The following is a 17,997-nucleotide window of genomic DNA, read 5'->3' on the forward strand; positions in this document are numbered from 1 at the left end:
TCGCTTCACAATCTAGGCGCGCGGATGGGCCTGATCGTGGACGGATCGAAGCCGTTCGACCGATACATGCGTGTACAGCTGAGTGGTCGCCAGACTCGCGTGCCCGAGAAGTTCTTGCACCACACGAAGGTCTGCACCGCCTTCGAGCAAATGTGTCGCAGCCGAGTGCCTGAGCCCGTGCGGACCCATGTCGGGGGCCCCTGGAATTGCGGCCATGGTCTCGTGGACCACCGAACGCGCCTGACGCTGATCAAGCCGGCCGCCTCGAACTCCAAGGAGCAATGCCCGCCCAGACCGATCCGAAGTCAGTGCGGGTCTTCCGTGCTCCAGCCATCCGTTCAGTGCCGATTCTGCGGGCAGGCCGTAGGGCACCGATCGCTCCTTGTTTCCCTTGCCGAGCACACGCAGCAGGCGTCGATCGGCGTCGACCGACTCGACGTCCAGTCCACACAACTCGCCGACGCGAATTCCGGTGGAGTACAACAACTCCACGATTAGCCGGTCCCGCAGGGCGAGCGGCTCTTGTTGCTGCGCACCGCTTTCGGCCGCATCCATTGCGTCGAGGGCCTGGCTCTGACGCAGCACCGTCGGCAATGTGCGGCGAGCAGGTGGGGCCGCCAGACGCGTACCGGGGTCGACGGGAATGCGTCCTGTCTGCGCGAGCCACGCCGTGAAACCGCGCGCCGACGACGCCCGTCGAGCGACCGTCGTCCGGGCCGTTCCCACGGCATTCTGGGCAGCCAACCACGAGCGCATGACTCCTAAGTCGAGGCCATCGAGATCTGCAGTCGCCGAACCCGCAGCGAAATGGGTCAGCAATGCCCGCGCGTCACCGACGTAGGCACGGATCGTGTGTTCCGACCGCCCTCGGCTCAGTCGGAGGTGCTCGGCATACGCATCGAGGTGACCACTCAAGCTCGCCGGCAATGCGTCAGTCATGAACACACGCTCGCCCGCCGCGATTGAAACTGCAAGCTGCCTCGCCGATAGGGTTGATCGGTGAATCGAGCAATTCCTCTGAAGATGTTGTGTGTACTGGCACTGATTTCCGCAATCGCTCCACTGTCCATCGACATGTACCTGCCCGGCCTACCTTTGATGGCGGATGCACTCGACACTACTGCGGCCAGCGTTCAGCTGACACTGACCACCTTCATGGCCGGCCTCGGAATCGGCCAACTGATCATCGGTCCGATCTCCGACGGGCTTGGCAGGCGGCGAATACTGCTGGCCGCGACGATCATCACAGCACTGAGCGGCGCGGCATGCGCTGTGGCGCCGAACATCGAGTTTCTCATCGGCGCCCGACTCGTCCAGGGATTGAGTGGAGGCGCTGCCATCGTTCTCGCCCGCGCTTGTATTGCCGACCGAGCACGTGGCGACGACGCAGCGAAACTCTTCAGCATCATGATGATCATCGGCGGTATCGCCCCCGTGGTCGCGCCATTGATCGGCGGCGCACTCCTCGGCCCCGTCGGATGGCGCGGAATCTTCTGGGTCCTGGCGGTCGCGGGCGCTGTGATGGTGGCTGGTGTCGTTTTGCTTGTTCCCGAGACACTTCCGCCCGACCGACGCCACGGCGGCGGATTGAAGGCACTGATCTCGAATCTGCGATACGTGGTCCGCAATCGGCACTACCTCGGATATGCACTCGCATTCGTCTTCGGATTCGGCGCATTGTTCGCGTACATCTCCGCGTCACCGTTCGTCGTTCAGAACGTTCTCGGGATGAGTCCGTCACAATTCTCGATCGTGTTCGCAGTGAACGCCACCGGAATGGTCACGGCAGCGATGATCACCACTCGCCTGCTCGGTCGCGTCGGAGCTCGCACGTTACTCCGTTTCGGGGTGTGCCTGCTCCTCATGGGCGGCGCCGTATTGTTCTGTACCAGCGTGGTTTTCAGTTCCACGAACACGTGGCTGATCTTGGTCCCGCTGTTCGTGGCGATTTCGAGCATCGGGTTCATCATGGGCAATGCAACCGCTCTCGCCCAAGGAGAGGTCACCAACGCGGCCGGAACTGGTTCAGCCCTGATGGGAGCGGGCCAGTTCGGCTTGGCAGCGCTGGTTTCGCCGTTGGTGGGAATTGCGGGAGAAGACACTGCCGTGCCGATGGCAATCGCAATTCCCACCTTCGGAGTTCTCGCGGCCGTTGCGCTCGTGTTGCTGACTCGCGGCAAGGCCACCGCGAGTTAGTTTTCGGCCGCGGCGAGTTCGGACTTCCAGACCCGGAAGCCTTCTTCGGTGCGACCACGACGCCAATAGCCGGAAATAGAAGCAGCCGACGCCGGGACATTTCGTTCCTTGCGAATGTACGGCCGGAGGTTGTGCATGACGGCTTGCGCTTCACCGTGAATGAACACCTGCGGTTCGCCCGGCAACCACTCGAGCGTCTTGACCGCGGCGACAACCGGAGCGTTGTCGCCCGCCAATTCTTCGCCGACCGCGTCGGACGATGCCCCGCGATGCAGCCAGGTCACGGCAATACCTTCTGGGGCATCGAGTGCGATTTCGTCTTCCGGTCCCCCGACCTCGACAACGGCGTAGCCGACCGCATTCGGCGCCAATCGCGCTATCGACGCCGAAATAGCGGGTATTGCGGTCTCGTCTCCGACGAAGAGATACCAATCAGCGGTTGGTGACGGCGAAAACGCGCCACCGGGTCCACGCAGGGTAATCTCCGCGCCCGGCTGAACTGACGCGGCCCACGGGCCTGCAACTCCCATGTCACCGTGGACGACAAAATCGATCGCAATCTCTTTGGCATCAAGATCGTACGAACGAATCGTGTAGGTACGCAGTACCGGCTGATCAGGCGTGCCGAATTCGATCTTTACATAGGAATCGCTGTATTCGCTGGGAGTGAACGACTCGAAGCCCGATCCCCCGAGAAACACTCGCACCATATGGGGAGTCAATTGTTCGGTCCGCAGAACCGTCAATGCAGTTGTCGGCTTGGCCACAGAAAGATCCTTCCGAAAGTTAGTGTTACCTAACTAAGGTACACGACAATTGCAGTGCACGGGCAAAATGCCTCCGCGGTGAATCCGTCCAGCGCGCGGACAGATCAGGGTAAGCAACGAAATAAACCGACCACTCTGCCCGGTAAATGTGATGGCAGCCAAATTATCGGCTCACGAACCAGCGGATGATCAGGCAGGACATCACTATCGGAGAAATTAGCAAAGCAACAGTAAAATACGCTTCCGGGTCACAATACGCCTCTGGCTCCTGACGAGGTTCGCCAGGAGCCAGAGGAGGTATTTAATTCAGCCTAGTGTGCAGCATCGAAAGCGTCGATGATTTCCGCTTTGATACGCCCACGCGGAGCAACTTCGTAACCGTTCTTACCCGCCCAGTCGCGAATGGCCTGGAGCGTCTCCTTGGAGCGTCCGGAACCCGACGTGGCCTGCGGAGATGCAGCCTGAGCCTTCTTACCGCGTTTTCCGCTCACCTTCGCAGCCGCCTCGACGAACGGCTTCACCGCCGCGTCGAACTTCTCCGCATTGGTGGCGCGCAGATCGATCACGTAATCCGTTCCCTGGTAAGAGAACTCAATTCGATCACCGAATCCATCGTCAATCGGCTTACCGTCAAGGTCGTCGATGAGTTGCCGAATCAGCTTCTCAGCCATTGCACTCCTCTTTCAATGATCGATTCAATTCTCCTTCACAATACACAGATAGAGCGTTGATGAACAAAAGAAGTCCGAAAACCTCTGCCATTTCCGAACAGACTCAATGGTCCGAATTAGCAGCGGGTTAACGACATACCAATCAATACCAGCCTTCACTGTGATCCAGACTAATCAGACGACTAAGCACATTGACCTGAGACTTTCCTGAGGCCCGTTGAAATTCACCGCCAGGTCTAGATAGCAGGGTCGAGAATAACGCTGCACACAGCCGAGCAAGTTCACGAAAAACAGCCCTGACGTGCAATTACCAGCATCGCGAGGGTATTCACGTTTCGCAATCGCAGGAACAGTTAGTGAGCATCGCCACCTGCCCACAGGAAGAGCAGAATGAAGTTCTCGCGCTACCGCGTCCGAAACCAACCACTCGAATCAGAACTCGCAAACCCCTCGAGTTCGAGCAGAGGAAGAGTTGCACGAACCTGAGCTACGAGCAATCCCGATTCCTCGGACAACTCACGGGTACTACGGGAACCTGTTCCCGGCAAAGCTTCGTACACCAATCGAGAATTGCCTCGCAATGCGTCGATGTCACGCGTCGCGGCGACATCCTCCGCGGAATCACCCACACCGAACGGACCCGAGGCTTCGACTACGTCCACGGCATTGGAGACGAGGTGCGCTTCACCTTCGCGGATCATCCGGTGACATCCGGTCGACGATGCCGAGGTAACCGGTCCGGGCACCGCCATCACGGGGCGGCCTAACTTCCGAGCCCAATTGGCAGTATTGCGTGCCCCGCTGCGCCATCCGGCCTCGACCACCACTACTCCGTCCGACAATGCAGCAACCAGTCGATTCCTTGCCAGAAACCGGAACTTTGCAGGTGTTGTGCCCGGTGGATATTCACTTATCACTGCACCCGAACTCGCTATCTGTTTGAGTAGTCGCGCATGCCCTGACGGATAGGCACGATCCACGCCACAGGCCAAGACAGCCATTGTGGTTCCCCCTACGCCCAATGCAGCGCGGTGCGCGGCCCCGTCGATACCGAAGGCCGCCCCGGAAATCACGGTCCATCCGTCGACAGCCAGGTCACCGGCAATCTCTGCCGTCACGTGTTCGCCGTACGCAGTCGAGGCCCGCGTGCCGACAATCCCTACCGATCTCTCGGTCAGATCTACCAGATCCCCAGACCCCAACACCCACAACACAAATGGCGCGATCTCGCTGGCGGCGGCATCGAGTCCGTCGAAGGAGAGCATTCGCCACGCCGGCCAATCGGCGCAGTTCGGTGTTACGAGTCTGCCTCCCATCGCCGCCATCAGGTCGAGGTCTCGCTGGGCTGTGTCGATGTGAGCGCGCGCTCGCGTCTTCTCCTCGATCGCGGGTGGCAGATCGCCGGTGCGGACCGCCCTCGCAGTTTCTTCGATCCCGAGCTCGTCGATCAACATGGACATGTACGCGCTGGGCCCTTGCACGACGCGGGACAGATATGCCCAAGCGAGTAGTCGTGGATCGTGTGCAGTCATTGGAATCCTCTGTCTCGGAAGTCGAGTGCAGTGACAACTTGATCTGGTCCGGGCATCGCCTCACCTGCCAAGTCGGCGACGCTCCAGGCAACCCGCAACGCTCGGTCCGCCCCTCGAGCTGTGATCACCCCTTTGCGCAGCGCCCGTTCCACTGGCGCCAACGCAGCACGCGAGAGTCTGAACTTCTGCCTCAGCGCCGGCCCTGGTACCTCCGCGTTGGTCCGCCACCCGTACTCACTCCACCGCTGGGCCGCAGTGTCTCGAGCTGCCGCCACGCGCGCACGAACATCGCTGGTGCTTTCCCCCACTTCGTCGATCAGCGCTCCGGTTGCAACGGCCTGCATCCGGACCCTGATGTCGACTCGGTCCAACAACGGGCCGGACAATTTACCCAGGTATCGGCGACGTGCCGCGGGTGCACAGACGCAATCCGCGTCTCGGGGCGGCGCGCACGGGCACGGATTCGCGGCCAGGATGAGCTGGAATCGCGCCGGGTAACGAGCAACTCCGTCCCGCCTGGCAATTCTCACCTCCCCGTCTTCGAGTGGCGTGCGTAGCGCTTCGAGCACTTTCACCCCGATCTCGGCACATTCGTCGAGGAACAGCACGCCGCGATGAGCCCGGCTGACCGCACCAGGACGAGCCATCCCACTACCACCACCCACCAGCGAACTGACCGACGAACTGTGATGCGGCGCAATGAAAGGCGGCATATCTATCAACGGCCGATCCTCCGGCAACACCCCCGCCACCGAATGAATCGCCGTCACCTCCAACGACTCCCCCTCCGTCAACGGCGGAAGAATCCCCGGAAGCCTCTGCGCCAACATCGTTTTCCCGATCCCCGGCGGACCCGTCAACATCAGATGATGCGCACCCGCCGCAGCAACCTCGATCGCCCACCGAGCATCCGTCTGCCCGACAACCTCACTCAGATCCCGCACCGTCACCGCATCAGCACGCTCGAAAACATCAGGAACAGCCAGCGCCAACTCACCACGCAACCACCCGATCACCGCAGACAGATCGTCAGCGCCCAGCACCTCGATCCCCTTCACCAGGCCCGCCTCAGCCAACGCCCGAGCTGGAACCACGACAGTCCCCCACCCCGCCCTCTTCGCCGAAAGCACCGCAGGCAACACACCACGCACCGACCGCAAACGACCGTCGAGCGCCAACTCCCCCAAAAAGACAGTCTCCCGCAACAACTTCCGCGGCAACTTCTTCGCCGCATCGAGAACCGACAACGACAAAGCCAAATCGTAAACACTGCCCACCTTCGGCAACGTCGCCGGCGACAATGCCAAAATCACCTTGCTGTCCGGCCACTCCTCACCAGAATTGGTCACCGCCGCCCGAATCCGATCACGCGACTCGTGCAACGCCGTATCCGGAAGACCCACCAAATGCACCGCCGGCAACCCGCGCCCGATATCCGCCTCGATCTCCACGATCTGCCCGTCCACGCCACTGACCGCAACAGAATGCGCCCGCCCCAACGCCATCAGAACGCGTCCACAAAATGCTCGACCGAAGGCTCGCCGTCGCGGCCGATCAACACCGCAACCACATCAAAACGCACCCTCGACCACGACCGGCCCGAATCAGTGAGCCACTGCATCGCCAAAACCCGAATCCGACGCTGTTTCGCGAACGTCACCGACTCCGCCGGACTCCCGTACCCGGCACCAGAGCGAGTCTTCACCTCCACGAACACAATCCGATCACCGGACGTCGCAATCACATCCAACTCGCCATACCGGCAACGCCAATTACGCTCAACGATCTCCAAACCCGCATCGATCAGGAACTCGACAGCCACATCCTCGCCCCGAGCACCCAACGCCATGTTTCCCGCCATCGCAGCCCCCACCACTCACACGACCGCGCGCCCGCCCCATGCGAAACGCGTCCCAACCACCAGCCTCGACCCACCACCACAAAACCAAGCCACCCAAAAACAACCTGTTGACAACCCAGAACCTGTGGATGAACTCCCCCTGGCCTGGACCCTGAGCACGGCTCTGCCCGGCAAAGATCAATCACCACAGGCAGATCGCCAGCAGAGGTCCCCTCGCCGGTTAACTCACGACTAAGAAGGGGGACGCAGCTGCGAGCTTCGACTCTCGCTCGATCACCGCACGTGGTGACTGGGGCACTGGTGTGACGGTCGAATTGACCGACGTCGCACTCAACCACGCGAATAAGTGTGATGAAGACTCATCCTCTGAGAGCGGCTGCGCGATTGAAGGTCGAGGCAGTCCCGCTTGGACCCAACTTGGCTGTCCACGTCACGGCTGTGCGATTCGAGGTGACCGCACGATGTCAGAACGGATTCCACCATGCAGCAAACGATCTCAAGAACGGGTACCAGAACAAGACTTTTTCGGGAATATCAGCCGAGTTTCCGATCATGCTTGTCAATCGCACGTCGCGCGGGCGGTGTTATCGACTACCTAAGCCCAGCCAGACCGCGCTACAACAGTTCCGAACCAGCGAAGTGCGGCATGAAGTCAAATACCGCAACTCCACGAAAATCGGGGTACATCAAGGCTCCGAACTCGCCGCTGCGATTAACGCCCCCGATTCTCGTGATGCTTATCCGTGGGAGCAGAGCGTCGAAGTTAAGCGGTGCACTCATTGGTTCGGCAAGGGCGGTAACTATCACCGCCATATCATCGGATGCCGGGAGGGATCAGGAGGCGTGCCGCTTTGGAGCCGAAGACAAGCGACTCACGTTCATGTTTAATATGCTTGTCAGCGTCTCTTCAGTGGGTGGGACGGTGTGTATCGTGGCTGTTGGAACGCCGATGGTCGACTCACGCCCAATCATGAGATAGCCACTGTTACCGCTAGTTCCGTCATTCATCTACCCGTACCTCCTTCTTGCTCTTCACCGCCTTTGCGTCAACCTGCTCGAAGGCAGGGTGGTTAATCTCTTGCTCCGTCTCGACCGTGTCACCGGCCCGAACAACGCCGAAGCCGACCAGAGTCTGGTCGGCCTCAGAGACGTTCTTGTATGTAGTTGTCGACATCGATTGTTGGTTCCCACTTATACCCTTCACATTGCAGGGTCGGAATGATTGGTCAATAGACCTATGGGACAAGAGCTTCTTGCACCACCAGTCCACCGATGAAGGTGTAGTTATCCTGGTCATGGTTGATGAAGACGGGGTGGCCCGTACCACCGACTACTTTGTTGTTTTCGCACTGGACTCCGCCGCTGGCATCAACAGGGCTACTACCCAAGCTGCTGCCGAAGCGCAGGTAGGCAATTGTCTCGTCGATATACTCAGCTGCATCCCATCCGGTCAATTCTTCCGCGCAGACTTTCCGCACAGCGAGAACCAAGTTATCAAGCTTGTTGTTGAAGTCGGCATATCCGTCCCGGGTTTCCGGGACGGTGTCGAGCAGCGTAGCTTGGCGGAGGGTTGCTTTGAGGTCGGCGATACTGACAGTAGGCCCATTGGGGTCCCACGGCAGATGATCTGCCGTTAGCCTTCCTGATTCGATCAGGTCAGCATCCTCGTAGAGCTTGATGCGCGCTGCCGTGTACTCATCCGTTCCATACTGAAGCCCTGCACCTCCGCTGATCCCCCCGGAGGCGGCAGACCCATCCGTGCTGTCACCAGAGCCGCAGGCTGCCAGCGAAAGGCAGAGAGCGGCCACGGCAACCAGAGAGTTCACAAGAGAGCGCACTATTCGACCCGTTTCTGTTTGTCATTGTTAATCCCCAACCCGCGGGCCAACATAGCACCAGATAGCGTCGCTAGCCACGGGATTCATACGTTCAGACGACATTGCTATTGCGTTGGCATTCGTATCGAGTACGCACGAGTAAACGAGTCGCGGTCAGTGCGGCGATGTCGGTCGAGTATGGGATCGCGGCAAGAAATGCGGAGAGCATGGTCACTGCCGAGGCGCATTTGACGCTCAGATCTCCAGCCGGTTCGCGAGCGCGTAACGAATGGTGCCTGGTGCGTACAAACGGCCATCGTTTGAGCGCTCTTCCACTAGACGGCGCAGGTGCTTCTTGACGTGCTGCTCATGGTCAACGTCGTCCTTCCAGTCCACCTGCTTGTCGAGGATGACCTTCACGACGATCTCCTCTGTCACGTCGATATGTACTTGCGGCGAGGATAAGCTTCTCGCTGCGGGGAAGCTTCGCTATTCGATTGATTCGGTTATTCATTATTCAGTTGTCTCCGCTTATATTACGGTACTACTATGCGCTATAGTGCATTTTATTGCAAAACTTTTATAAGCGGGTGTGGATGAGTTAGTAACGCCAGACCACCGGCACCTTACGAATTATCAGGTGCCGTTCTCATCATTACCGATCCCGTCGCTCTTCGCTGGGAACGACCTCGCCCTCAATCACGATGGGTTGTTTGGCTGCGGCCTTCTTCGTCGTGCGCGCCGCAAACTTTTCGCGTTGTCGTCCAACTTGTCGCTCAAAAAGTGGTAAGGCCTTCTCGTTCCATAACAGCCTGGCATCGTGCGCTGCCTCTGCACGTCGTGCCTCAATGGCAGGGAGAGCCTTCTCCTCCCACAACCTTCTCGCGTGGGGTGTCGCTTCCACGACGAGGTCCTTGGCTACACCTTTCACAATATCGACAAGAATCTCGGCAACCTCTCCCCGAATAAGGGTTCCAAGGCCCTGAGGGGCTTGCCGCTGCTCTTGCTCTGTGCCATGCGGATTGGCCGGCTTGTTGACCACCACGGGGTCTGGCTCGTCATCCGGGATGAATCTGGCACTCCCTTTGAGCTTGCCGTCAGAGTCGTAAAGGTTGTTGTGAAGCCCGCCGTCCTTACGGTTGCCGGGAATCAGGTTATCGTCGTCCCACTCGAACCAACCTCTCCTACTAGTAACCACGCGGCACCTCGGACATGAGGGCGAACGGCGGGGTCGTCTTGCCAGGAGTCATGCTCAGGACTCTACTTGCGGGCACCGACCGATTACCCAACTTCTTCGGAGCACCCGAGCAACTAGCCCGCGATCCTCGCAGCCTCCCGGAACGTCTCGATGATGTGCAGGTAGTTCTTGCGACCGTCACCGCTGTTGGTGGCGTTGTAGGACAACGGACTCGGATGTGGGCACCTGAGGATAACGGTGTTACGGATTACTTCAGCATCGATCTTCGAAGCAATCCGATCCCATGCCTTCTGCGCCTTGTCCCCTGACAACACCAGTACGCGGGGCGGCTCACTCAACAGCCGGATGAAGTCGACGAGGTACGGCGCTGCACGCGGAGCCTCCTTGCTCACTGTGCGAGCTGGGAACAGCGGGTTGTTCGTCGACCACCACGGCACGACGTTCCAGTTCAACGTGATGTCGTATGGGCCTCCGGCTGCCTCGGTGGCCCCGTAGTAGTTGCGCGCCGTTGGTTCGTTGTTGTGTTTGCTGATGAAGCCGGAGTCACCCTCGGCAGCTCCCGACGGGTCTTGGAAGAGCACGAGTATGCGGACACCCTTGCGTGCGGCGTCGGAGTCCAGGTACGGAATTGACTCGCTGGTCTCGGCTCGCACCTCTTCGACCCACTTGTTCAGACGACCTACTTCGCCGTTGAATCGGCGTGCAAGCCGGGCTTCTACGTTGCGCGGGGCATGCTGCTTACTCAGCAGCTCACCGCGCTGGTACGCGAGCTTGTTGTAAACCGTCGCGGGTGGAGAGTATGCCGAGTTGATCTGACAGCTCGGCCCACCGACAGTGTGCGGTGTAAGTCCGTCGTCCGTTCAACAGGGTTGCAACCAGATCGCTAGATCAGATCCGCCATCCTGCTGTCGCCGAACACGCCGACGTCGGCCTTGTGCTCCCGGCGCAACACCTTGAGCACGGCTCTCGCCTCGGATTCATCGAGCTTGAACCGCTGACTCAGATCGATGCCCGTGTGCTCGGCGACGACTCCGAGCGGAATGCCGTGCTTGAACAGCGCCAAGGTGTCCGACGGTATGTAGTCCTGCCACTCGGCTGCGTCCTCAGTGAAACGATCGACAAACACAACCATCGAGGGACGCGTCTGCATGTAGGTCACGAGGATGTCGCCCTTCTTGAAGGTCCACTCAGGAACGACCCAGACCGATTTCGGGGCTCCGCCGGCCATCACTTCCCAGTGATCCTTCAGCGCCTCCCGCCAGTCCCTTGAATGCGGCCGGCCGATGTAGAGGGACTGCCCCGGCTTAACGGTGGGAATTGTGTTCGTCAGCTCCATAGTTTGAGTATGCCGATCAAGCCTTGCCCCGCGTGCTCATGTGGTTCCAGATCGCAGCGTCCAGAGCTCCGGGGCTGAAGCCCATCTCGTCAGCGGTCGCCTTCACGAGCGAACCGATTGAGTCGTAGTCCAGGCCAGGGACGCCGGCATCTGCCACGAACGCTTGGACATGTTGGTCGACGGCGACGTGGTTGTTGGACCCGGTAAGGATAGCGATGTAGTCCAGCGTCTTCGGCCCGACATGCTTCACACGCCTGAGCGTCTTCCGCGTCTCCGCCTCCAGGACTGGATCACGGAACCTAGTGGCCAGATCCGCAACCGTCTCTACGCCAAGTTCATCCAGTGCCATGGCAGTGTGTTGAATCTTCGGCAACTTGGGAGACGAGCGCCGCCACTTGAGGAACGAGGGCAAGTCTTCCGCATCGAGTCGCTTGAGGAAGCCGCTCAACGTGTCCGCGTCTGGCCACTCCCTCCACACCTTGTTTGCGCGTGGCCACACGGTCGTCTTGTAGTTCGTCCGCGGCTGGAGTGCAGCGTCAGTGATGAGTGCACCCATGTGGTCCCACTTCCGCTCCTCCTCTTTGGGCTCGAGACCGAGGGCGTTGATGTGCGCGATCAAGCGAGTGACGTTGTCGGTGGTTGGGTCCATACAGATGATGGTCACACATGAGGCTGACAGACCGATGCCCCAAGGTTGGACGTACCTGTAGGTGATCGGCAAGTACGCCCATGTGTGGTGTTTGATGTACGCATGCCTGAGCAGGATGACTTCGATGAGTCTGAACGGCGTCACTTCATCGAAACCAACCGCTTCCCCCTCCTTACTACTAAACCGCCGTATCGGGGTTCACCTACCAGGTCCTCCGCGTACTCAGCGAGCTGCAGCAGGAGCGCAAGGACAGCGTCTCGCGGACGAGATACATGCGTCGCATGGAAGAGAACCACACGATGACCTGGGACGAGCGCCGACGCCGGGAGTTTGCCGAGATGGAAAAGCGCCGGGAGGGGAAACCACCAGCGCAAGATGTAGTAGTTAGAGCCCAGCGCCCAGCCCATAGCAGGCCGTGACTCGTAGAACTCGATCCGCTGGACAGTCTCGGCGTATGCCTCCGCACCCTCGAAATCATCCACCACGGCACGCTCGTCGCTGGTCATGGCCGTGTAGCTCTTCTTGCCATAGTTCGGGGGTAGCCAGCCTCTACGCTGCGACCCGATATATTTGAATTTCTTCAGCAAGTCCGCATCTTTGAAGACGATATGCGTCGTGCCCTTCTTGTAGAAGCTCGCCACCAAGTGTGGGGTATCAACGTTCCGGCTCTCCCCCGTCCGCTTAGTCTCTTCGAGCACGCTACTGATCAATTCGGGCTCGAACACTTTCCCATCGAGGTAAGCGAACCCCTTCCCGATGTCCGCCAGGGTGCTCGTTGACGTTGTAGCGCGGGTAAATGTTCCACCCCAGCCCCACGCGTCGAGCCGGTGATCACCTTGCTATTGACTCTGTAGGCCTTGTTGGTCTTCCACCCGTTGTAATAGTGGACGTTGTTGCTCGCTTCGTCCCAGTACTGGCTGCAGAAACTGTCGAAGAGCTGCACGATCGAGTCATCGAGACTCACGAGCATTGAGCTGGCGAGGTCAGATTGCACCTGCTTGATGTTGGCAAGATTGAACTCGTACCGAGCTAGCTCGGCCACTTTCGCCTGGTACGCCTCGCGCGTCTTCGAGGTGAAGAACCGCGCCATGTCCCCGATGCTGAAGGCCTGCTGCCAGTACTTCATCCGCAGACGCTCCACAAACTTCTGTCTGGTGTTGCCAGTATCTCCATCCACTTTGAGCTGAAGGATCGGGTACGAGTGCCGGCCATCCGTCTCAAAATTCCGCGTAGGTATTGGTTGAGCGCGTTGTACTCATCGATCAACTTGAGGCCAGACTCTGCCTCGATCTCGTAACGTCGCACTGCACCCCTCAGTGCATCGCCGTCGACGAGGTCAGAGGTAGTGTGCTCGCGCTCCTCGACCTGCTTCGTCTCTGCCAGGTTCTTGAGTATGTCTCTCTGTGGCGCTTGCTCGATCTTCACATGGACTATTGCCGTTTCGACGTCCGTCTTACGGTCTGCGCTGGTGAACGCGTCTTGCCGATACTCGATAGACGCACCCAGAGCGTCGAGCTTGGCCACGAGCTCCTGGCGTTCGTTCGTGTACGGATTATGTATCGTCTCACACCGCGTGCTGCGTCCGTGATCGCCGGATTGACCGCGTCCAGGCCGATGATCGTGTTCCGAATGATCGCTCCGCGTTCAGTAGGTAGACGATGCCCCACCGTTTCGCATTACGTCCATACCCACAACAGCTAGTCCTCGATGTTCATTGAGTCAGGCATGTTCAAGACCGAATCTGGCACCAATCAGTTGAAGCAACTGTCCCAGGCCTGCGTAAAGATCGTCGCGGGTATCGAGTTTGGCATCCAACCCTTCGCAAGCATGAGGGGCATCAACATCATCAACGGCAACGCAGAGATGAGTTCCAACCTCATGGCTGCCAAGGTCAAGAAGCATCCGAAGTATGACTACCGGGTAGTGACATCGTCCAACGACGAGTGCACCCTTGAGTTCTTCCAGTTCATAGCCGGCAAAAGCGTGTCGCTCGGGAAGTCCACATGGACGATCAACGACGCCAAACGAGCTGGCCTCACGCGGAATCCAACCTGGCAGAAGTTCCCTATGAACATGCGCTTCGCCCGTGCTCTAAGCAACGGAGTCCACTTCTACACGCCAGACGTCTTCTACGGCACTCCTGTGTACGTAGAGGGCGAGATTAGCGGGGAGTTCGAGGTGCAGACCCAAGAGTCCGTTGAGGAGCCGGAGACACCAGCTCCTACCCCAGCACCGAAGCAAGATCCTGTAGAAGCTGAGATCGTCGGCGATGAACCTATCGATCCCCTAGAGCGAGTCTTTACAGAGATAAGCGATCTCGCCGATGAGATGGGGAAGAGCCGAGACTGGTTCGTGTCGGTGTGAATCAAGATCAAGAATGTCGATGATGCGGAAGCCGTATTGGGCCGGCTCCGACATAAGCAGATCGAGAAGATGATGAACGGCGATGACTAGCGCAACTGTCACCCGCTGTATTGCTTGTCTGGATATGTCCCGGCACACTACGGACTACCACGACACCAACGGAGTTTGTCCGCGCTGTCGGGTTATCCACCGCAACACGTACGAAGATTTGATCGGCCTACTGGTCCCGAATCCGACGCTGCTTCGCGAACGTCACCGACTCCGCCGGACTCCCGTACCCGACACCCGAGCGAGTCTTCACCTCCACGAACACAAACCGATCACCGGACGTCGCAACAACATCCAACTCGCCATACCGGCAACGCCAATTACGCTCGACAATCTCCAAACCCGCATCGATCAGAAACTCGACAGCCACATCCTCGCCCCGAGCCCCCAACGCCATATTTCCCGCCATCGCAGCCCCCACCACTCACACCCCGCGCGCCCGCCCCATACGAAACGCGTCCCAACCACCAGCCTCAACCCACCACCACAAAACCAAGCCACCCAAAACCAACCTGTGGACAACCCAGAACCTGTGGAATTCGGCAGCGCGGCACAACAACAACGACGCACATTCCGGCAATTTTCTGAAATCCCCACAAATTGGACAAAAGTCCAGTAGAACTAGTTACAGTTTTGCTCAAACCGTCACGCACCCCGCTGAATGGAGTTCTATATGGCCCGCCGCTCACTACGCCACGCAGTAGCCACCACCACTTCCCTCGTTCTCATCGCCGCCGGCGTCACTGTTGGACTTGGTGCCTCGGTGGCACAAGCAGCGCCGGCCTGCGCGCTCAACCAATCGGTGACCGACAGTTGGGCCGGTTCCCTCGGAACGCCGTACACCGTCAGCAAGGAGGTTGTCGGCGATGGCAAGGTCGCCGCGGGTCAGACGGTCACCTACATCACCAAGGTTTCCGGTTCCGGAGCCCTCGTCAATCAGATCCGCGATTTCCACCCGGCAGGATTCCAGCTGGTCAAGGCTCGCCTGAACGTCAAATGGCTTATCGGCGACCAGAAGTGGGACGACGTCACCAAGACCGTCGTTGTCGGCAACAACTCCGTGGTGGCAAAGGGCGGCGGATGGACCACTGCGGGCGGCGGCGTCATCGCTTTGGAAACCACCTACAAAGTTCCCGATAACGCAGTTGTAGGCACGCAGCTCGACAGCGGCGCCGGCACCAACATTGTGCTGGCGGCGGGCGACTGGAACATCAACCCGATGGGCGTGTGCGTCACCATCCGGCAGCCGAACCCCGTCGAGGCGGGCGCCGGAAGCCTCGAGGACATGGGCTTCGGCTCACTCAACTCCGGATCAGGCCAGGTATTCGGCTCCCTGACCGACCCGCAGGGGTCGATGACCAATGTCATCAGCGGTGTCTTGGGCAATGTGCTCGGCAACATGAGCTGACTCAGTTCAGATTAGTAAATCGGCCGAGCTACCAGCAGATGCTGGTAGCTCGGCCCATTTCTACGTTGCCGAACAAAGCTTTGCCGTCAACCGAGTTCAAGAAATCATCAGCAAATCACCGCATCAGCTTTCCGCCGTACCGGGCCGGCGTCGTACCGAAGGTTTCCCGAAATGCGGCGATGAACCCACTGCTGGTACGGTAACCAACCTGCGGGGCAACGTCATTGACACCCTCACCCCGCGCGAGCATCTCGAGTGATGCGTACATGCGTGCTCGAGTTCTCCACTGCCCGAAGGTAATCCCGGTATCGGCGACAAAGGCACGCATCAAGGTCTTGGAACTGACCCCGAGTTCGCCCGCCCACTCCCCCAGCGTCCGTGAGTCTGCCGGATCGGCAAGGATGCGGGCAGAAACCGAACTCGCCGCAGCATTGCGAGGAACCGCGAGGACGTCGTGCCGTTCGGGCGCGGCAGCAAGAATGTCGTAGAGCAACTCCTGACTCATCAACCGCCGAGCATCATCGATGGTCCGGTCGGCGAGATGGCGCAGCAATTGAGCGGACAGAGCATCGACTTCGAGAACAAGTGGCTGAGTCCACCGCGGCCCGGCAGGGCGTAGATCCGGACGCGCATAGGCCGCAATCATGCACCCCTCCGTCAGAAGTGTCATGTCGTGGAGAACGGTGCCCGGCAACCAGACCAAGTGCTCGCTGTGCAGGTGCCACACATTGCCTCCGGCAGCGATCTGCATCGTCCCTTCACTCATCCAGGCGATCTGATGCTCGGGGTGTCGATGAGCTCCGTACGCAGTCACTCCGTCGACGACGTTGGTGTAGACCTGAAAATCTTTGAATGTCCGTCCGCGACTATCGGGTAGCGCTAGCAAGGACTTTGGACGAGTCGAGTACTCGATAGTGGACATTTTGCGTCTTTCTGGGCGTATCCGAGTCCATCCTGAAGGATGGACCGACGATCCTGCAAAGGTTAGCCTCACTTTATTGCTGACGCGACCAGTTCAGCACTTCACGCGGAACTCAGATCACTTCGCCCACCACTTCGAAGGAGCATGCACGTGCCCTCACGTAGCACCCGAATCCTCGCCGCCTTATTCACGACGGCCGCGATCGTCGGGTTCTCGACCGCCTGTGGAACCTCGCAAGGCGTCGACACCGCATCAGCGACCCAGAGCAACGACACATTCCCCGTGACGATCGAGCACGCACAGGGTTCGACGACCATCGATGCCGAACCGCAGCGGGTAGTGACACTCGGATACACCGATCACGAACCACTGCTCGCCTTGGGAGTTGAACCCGTCGGCATGGCCGAATGGTGGGGGTCCGGCATGGATGAAAGCTGGCCGTGGACGAAGGATTACTGGAAGGGAAAGACTCCGACCTACATCAACAGCGGCGGAGACTTCAACTTCGAGCAAATCGCCTCCCTCGCACCAGATCTGATCCTTGCGCTGTACGCCGACATCGACACGGAAACCTACAAGAAGCTGACCTCGATTGCGCCGACTGTCGCACAGAGCAAGGACTACGACGCGTACACAACGCCGTGGACCGACATGACGCTCACCGCCGGGCGCGCCCTCGGCAAAGAACCACAAGCTCAGCAACTGATCACGGATACCGAAAACGCGTTTGCCACCGCTCGCGCTGCACACCCGGAGTTTTCCGGGCAAACCGCAACGATCGTCAACCTCGACACTCCCGAGGGATACGTATTCTCGTCGCACGACCCACGTGGCATCTTCCTCTCTTCGCTCGGCTTCACCCTCCCGCCGACGGTCGACGCATTTGTCGGCGAACAGTTCGGCGACTGGCTTCCGAACGAGCGTTACGACATCCTCGAGTCAGTCGACCGCTTGATCGTGATGGCCGACCCGGAGGGAGAGAAGGCCCTCGCCGGCAACACCCTCTACCAGCGCCTACCCGCCGTGAAGAACGGAAGCGCGGTAGTCGTGCGATACACCGCAGATCCACCGGTTGGTGCGGCGATGTCCGGCAACACAGTCCTGAGCATTCCGTATGCCATCGACCAACTGACCGCCACGTTGTCGAAGTAAACAAACAGGACAGGTATCGAAACTATGTTCGAAGAGTGCTAGCCTCGAAGTCAGGACGAACCCACGAACATCGAGG

At 59.4% G+C, this 17,997-nt stretch carries 21 protein-coding genes and 1 pseudogene; 4 read left to right on the top strand and 18 right to left on the bottom strand.

Features of this window, described 5'->3' with window-relative positions:
- Positions 1-12 precede the first annotated feature (12 nt).
- Positions 13-939 (bottom strand): tyrosine recombinase XerC, encoded by a 927-nt coding sequence (locus ACFWAD_RS17225; RefSeq protein WP_378533739.1) that lies wholly within the window; start codon positions 937-939, stop codon positions 13-15.
- Between the two features lie 84 nt (positions 940-1,023).
- On the opposite strand from ACFWAD_RS17225, the gene ACFWAD_RS17230 reads away from it, so the two are divergent.
- Positions 1,024-2,196 carry a multidrug effflux MFS transporter gene (locus tag ACFWAD_RS17230; protein ID WP_378545982.1) on the top strand — a complete coding sequence of 391 codons (1,173 nt, stop codon included), beginning with the start codon at positions 1,024-1,026 and terminating at the stop codon, positions 2,194-2,196.
- On the opposite strand, the gene ACFWAD_RS17235 is transcribed toward ACFWAD_RS17230, so the two are convergent.
- From ACFWAD_RS17235 to ACFWAD_RS17305, 15 genes are all read right to left on the bottom strand, one after another.
- On the bottom strand, positions 2,193-2,963 hold the full coding sequence (locus tag ACFWAD_RS17235; protein ID WP_378545863.1) for a siderophore-interacting protein: 771 nt from the start codon (positions 2,961-2,963) through the stop codon (positions 2,193-2,195). The genes ACFWAD_RS17230 and ACFWAD_RS17235 overlap by 4 nt on opposite strands.
- A 311-nt stretch (positions 2,964-3,274) precedes the next feature.
- Positions 3,275-3,634: an Lsr2 family protein gene (locus tag ACFWAD_RS17240; RefSeq protein ID WP_003942721.1), complete on the bottom strand. Its 360-nt coding sequence runs from the start codon at positions 3,632-3,634 to the stop codon at positions 3,275-3,277.
- Positions 3,635-4,038: 404 nt separating this feature from the next.
- A complete protein-coding gene (dprA, locus tag ACFWAD_RS17245) occupies positions 4,039-5,166 on the bottom strand; it encodes a DNA-processing protein DprA (RefSeq protein WP_378545866.1) in 1,128 nt (375 codons plus the stop codon).
- Positions 5,163-6,671 (bottom strand): YifB family Mg chelatase-like AAA ATPase, encoded by a 1,509-nt coding sequence (locus tag ACFWAD_RS17250; protein WP_378545869.1) that lies wholly within the window; start codon positions 6,669-6,671, stop codon positions 5,163-5,165. Before ACFWAD_RS17250 ends, dprA begins: the two co-directional genes overlap by 4 nt.
- A complete protein-coding gene (locus ACFWAD_RS17255; protein WP_378545872.1) occupies positions 6,671-7,027 on the bottom strand; it encodes a YraN family protein in 357 nt (118 codons plus the stop codon). The genes ACFWAD_RS17250 and ACFWAD_RS17255 overlap by 1 nt, the downstream gene beginning before the upstream one ends.
- A gap of 1,000 nt (positions 7,028-8,027) precedes the next feature.
- Complete coding sequence (locus ACFWAD_RS17260) at positions 8,028-8,201, bottom strand: hypothetical protein (protein ID WP_378545875.1); 174 nt, start codon at positions 8,199-8,201, stop codon at positions 8,028-8,030.
- A gap of 61 nt (positions 8,202-8,262) precedes the next feature.
- Entirely contained in the window at positions 8,263-8,853 is a 591-nt protein-coding gene (locus tag ACFWAD_RS17265; RefSeq protein WP_378545878.1) for a hypothetical protein, read from the bottom strand.
- 246 nt (positions 8,854-9,099) lie between these two features.
- Entirely contained in the window at positions 9,100-9,264 is a 165-nt protein-coding gene (locus ACFWAD_RS17270) for a hypothetical protein (protein ID WP_378545881.1), read from the bottom strand.
- Positions 9,265-9,499: 235 nt separating this feature from the next.
- A complete protein-coding gene (locus ACFWAD_RS17275) occupies positions 9,500-10,042 on the bottom strand; it encodes a hypothetical protein (RefSeq protein WP_378545884.1) in 543 nt (180 codons plus the stop codon).
- A gap of 113 nt (positions 10,043-10,155) precedes the next feature.
- A complete protein-coding gene (locus ACFWAD_RS17280) occupies positions 10,156-10,695 on the bottom strand; it encodes a uracil-DNA glycosylase family protein (protein WP_378545887.1) in 540 nt (179 codons plus the stop codon).
- Positions 10,696-10,925: 230 nt separating this feature from the next.
- Positions 10,926-11,378, bottom strand: a complete 453-nt coding sequence (locus ACFWAD_RS17285; RefSeq protein WP_378545890.1) for a hypothetical protein — start codon at positions 11,376-11,378, stop codon at positions 10,926-10,928.
- A 16-nt stretch (positions 11,379-11,394) separates the two neighbouring features.
- On the bottom strand, positions 11,395-12,027 hold the full coding sequence (locus ACFWAD_RS17290) for a hypothetical protein (RefSeq protein WP_378545893.1): 633 nt from the start codon (positions 12,025-12,027) through the stop codon (positions 11,395-11,397).
- Between the two features lie 140 nt (positions 12,028-12,167).
- A complete protein-coding gene (locus ACFWAD_RS17295) occupies positions 12,168-12,794 on the bottom strand; it encodes a DUF4942 domain-containing protein (RefSeq protein WP_378545985.1) in 627 nt (208 codons plus the stop codon).
- A complete protein-coding gene (locus ACFWAD_RS17300) occupies positions 12,734-13,153 on the bottom strand; it encodes a DUF4942 domain-containing protein (RefSeq protein WP_378545896.1) in 420 nt (139 codons plus the stop codon). The genes ACFWAD_RS17295 and ACFWAD_RS17300 overlap by 61 nt, the downstream gene beginning before the upstream one ends.
- Positions 13,150-13,551, bottom strand: coding sequence for a hypothetical protein (locus ACFWAD_RS17305; RefSeq protein ID WP_378545899.1), 402 nt, complete (start codon positions 13,549-13,551; stop codon positions 13,150-13,152). Before ACFWAD_RS17305 ends, ACFWAD_RS17300 begins: the two co-directional genes overlap by 4 nt.
- A 201-nt stretch (positions 13,552-13,752) precedes the next feature.
- Between ACFWAD_RS17305 and ACFWAD_RS17310 the strand changes: the two genes are divergently transcribed.
- Entirely contained in the window at positions 13,753-14,391 is a 639-nt protein-coding gene (locus ACFWAD_RS17310; RefSeq protein ID WP_378545902.1) for a hypothetical protein, read from the top strand.
- Between the two features lie 226 nt (positions 14,392-14,617).
- On the opposite strand, the pseudogene ACFWAD_RS17315 reads toward ACFWAD_RS17310, so the two are convergent.
- Positions 14,618-14,848, bottom strand: a pseudogene (locus ACFWAD_RS17315) (YraN family protein); the annotation flags it as partial.
- 264 nt (positions 14,849-15,112) lie between these two features.
- Between ACFWAD_RS17315 and ACFWAD_RS17320 the strand changes: the two are divergent.
- Positions 15,113-15,847, top strand: a complete 735-nt coding sequence (locus ACFWAD_RS17320; RefSeq protein ID WP_003942731.1) for a hypothetical protein — start codon at positions 15,113-15,115, stop codon at positions 15,845-15,847.
- A 115-nt stretch (positions 15,848-15,962) separates the two neighbouring features.
- On the opposite strand, the gene ACFWAD_RS17325 is transcribed toward ACFWAD_RS17320, so the two are convergent.
- Positions 15,963-16,769 carry an AraC family transcriptional regulator gene (locus ACFWAD_RS17325; RefSeq protein ID WP_042951517.1) on the bottom strand — a complete coding sequence of 269 codons (807 nt, stop codon included), beginning with the start codon at positions 16,767-16,769 and terminating at the stop codon, positions 15,963-15,965.
- A gap of 144 nt (positions 16,770-16,913) precedes the next feature.
- Between ACFWAD_RS17325 and ACFWAD_RS17330 the strand changes: the two genes are divergently transcribed.
- On the top strand, positions 16,914-17,921 hold the full coding sequence (locus ACFWAD_RS17330; protein WP_378545905.1) for an iron-siderophore ABC transporter substrate-binding protein: 1,008 nt from the start codon (positions 16,914-16,916) through the stop codon (positions 17,919-17,921).
- The last annotated feature ends 76 nt before the right edge of the window (positions 17,922-17,997 follow it).

This window comes from Rhodococcus sp. NPDC059969 (assembly GCF_042738325.1).
Lineage (GTDB): Bacteria > Actinomycetota > Actinomycetes > Mycobacteriales > Mycobacteriaceae > Rhodococcus_F.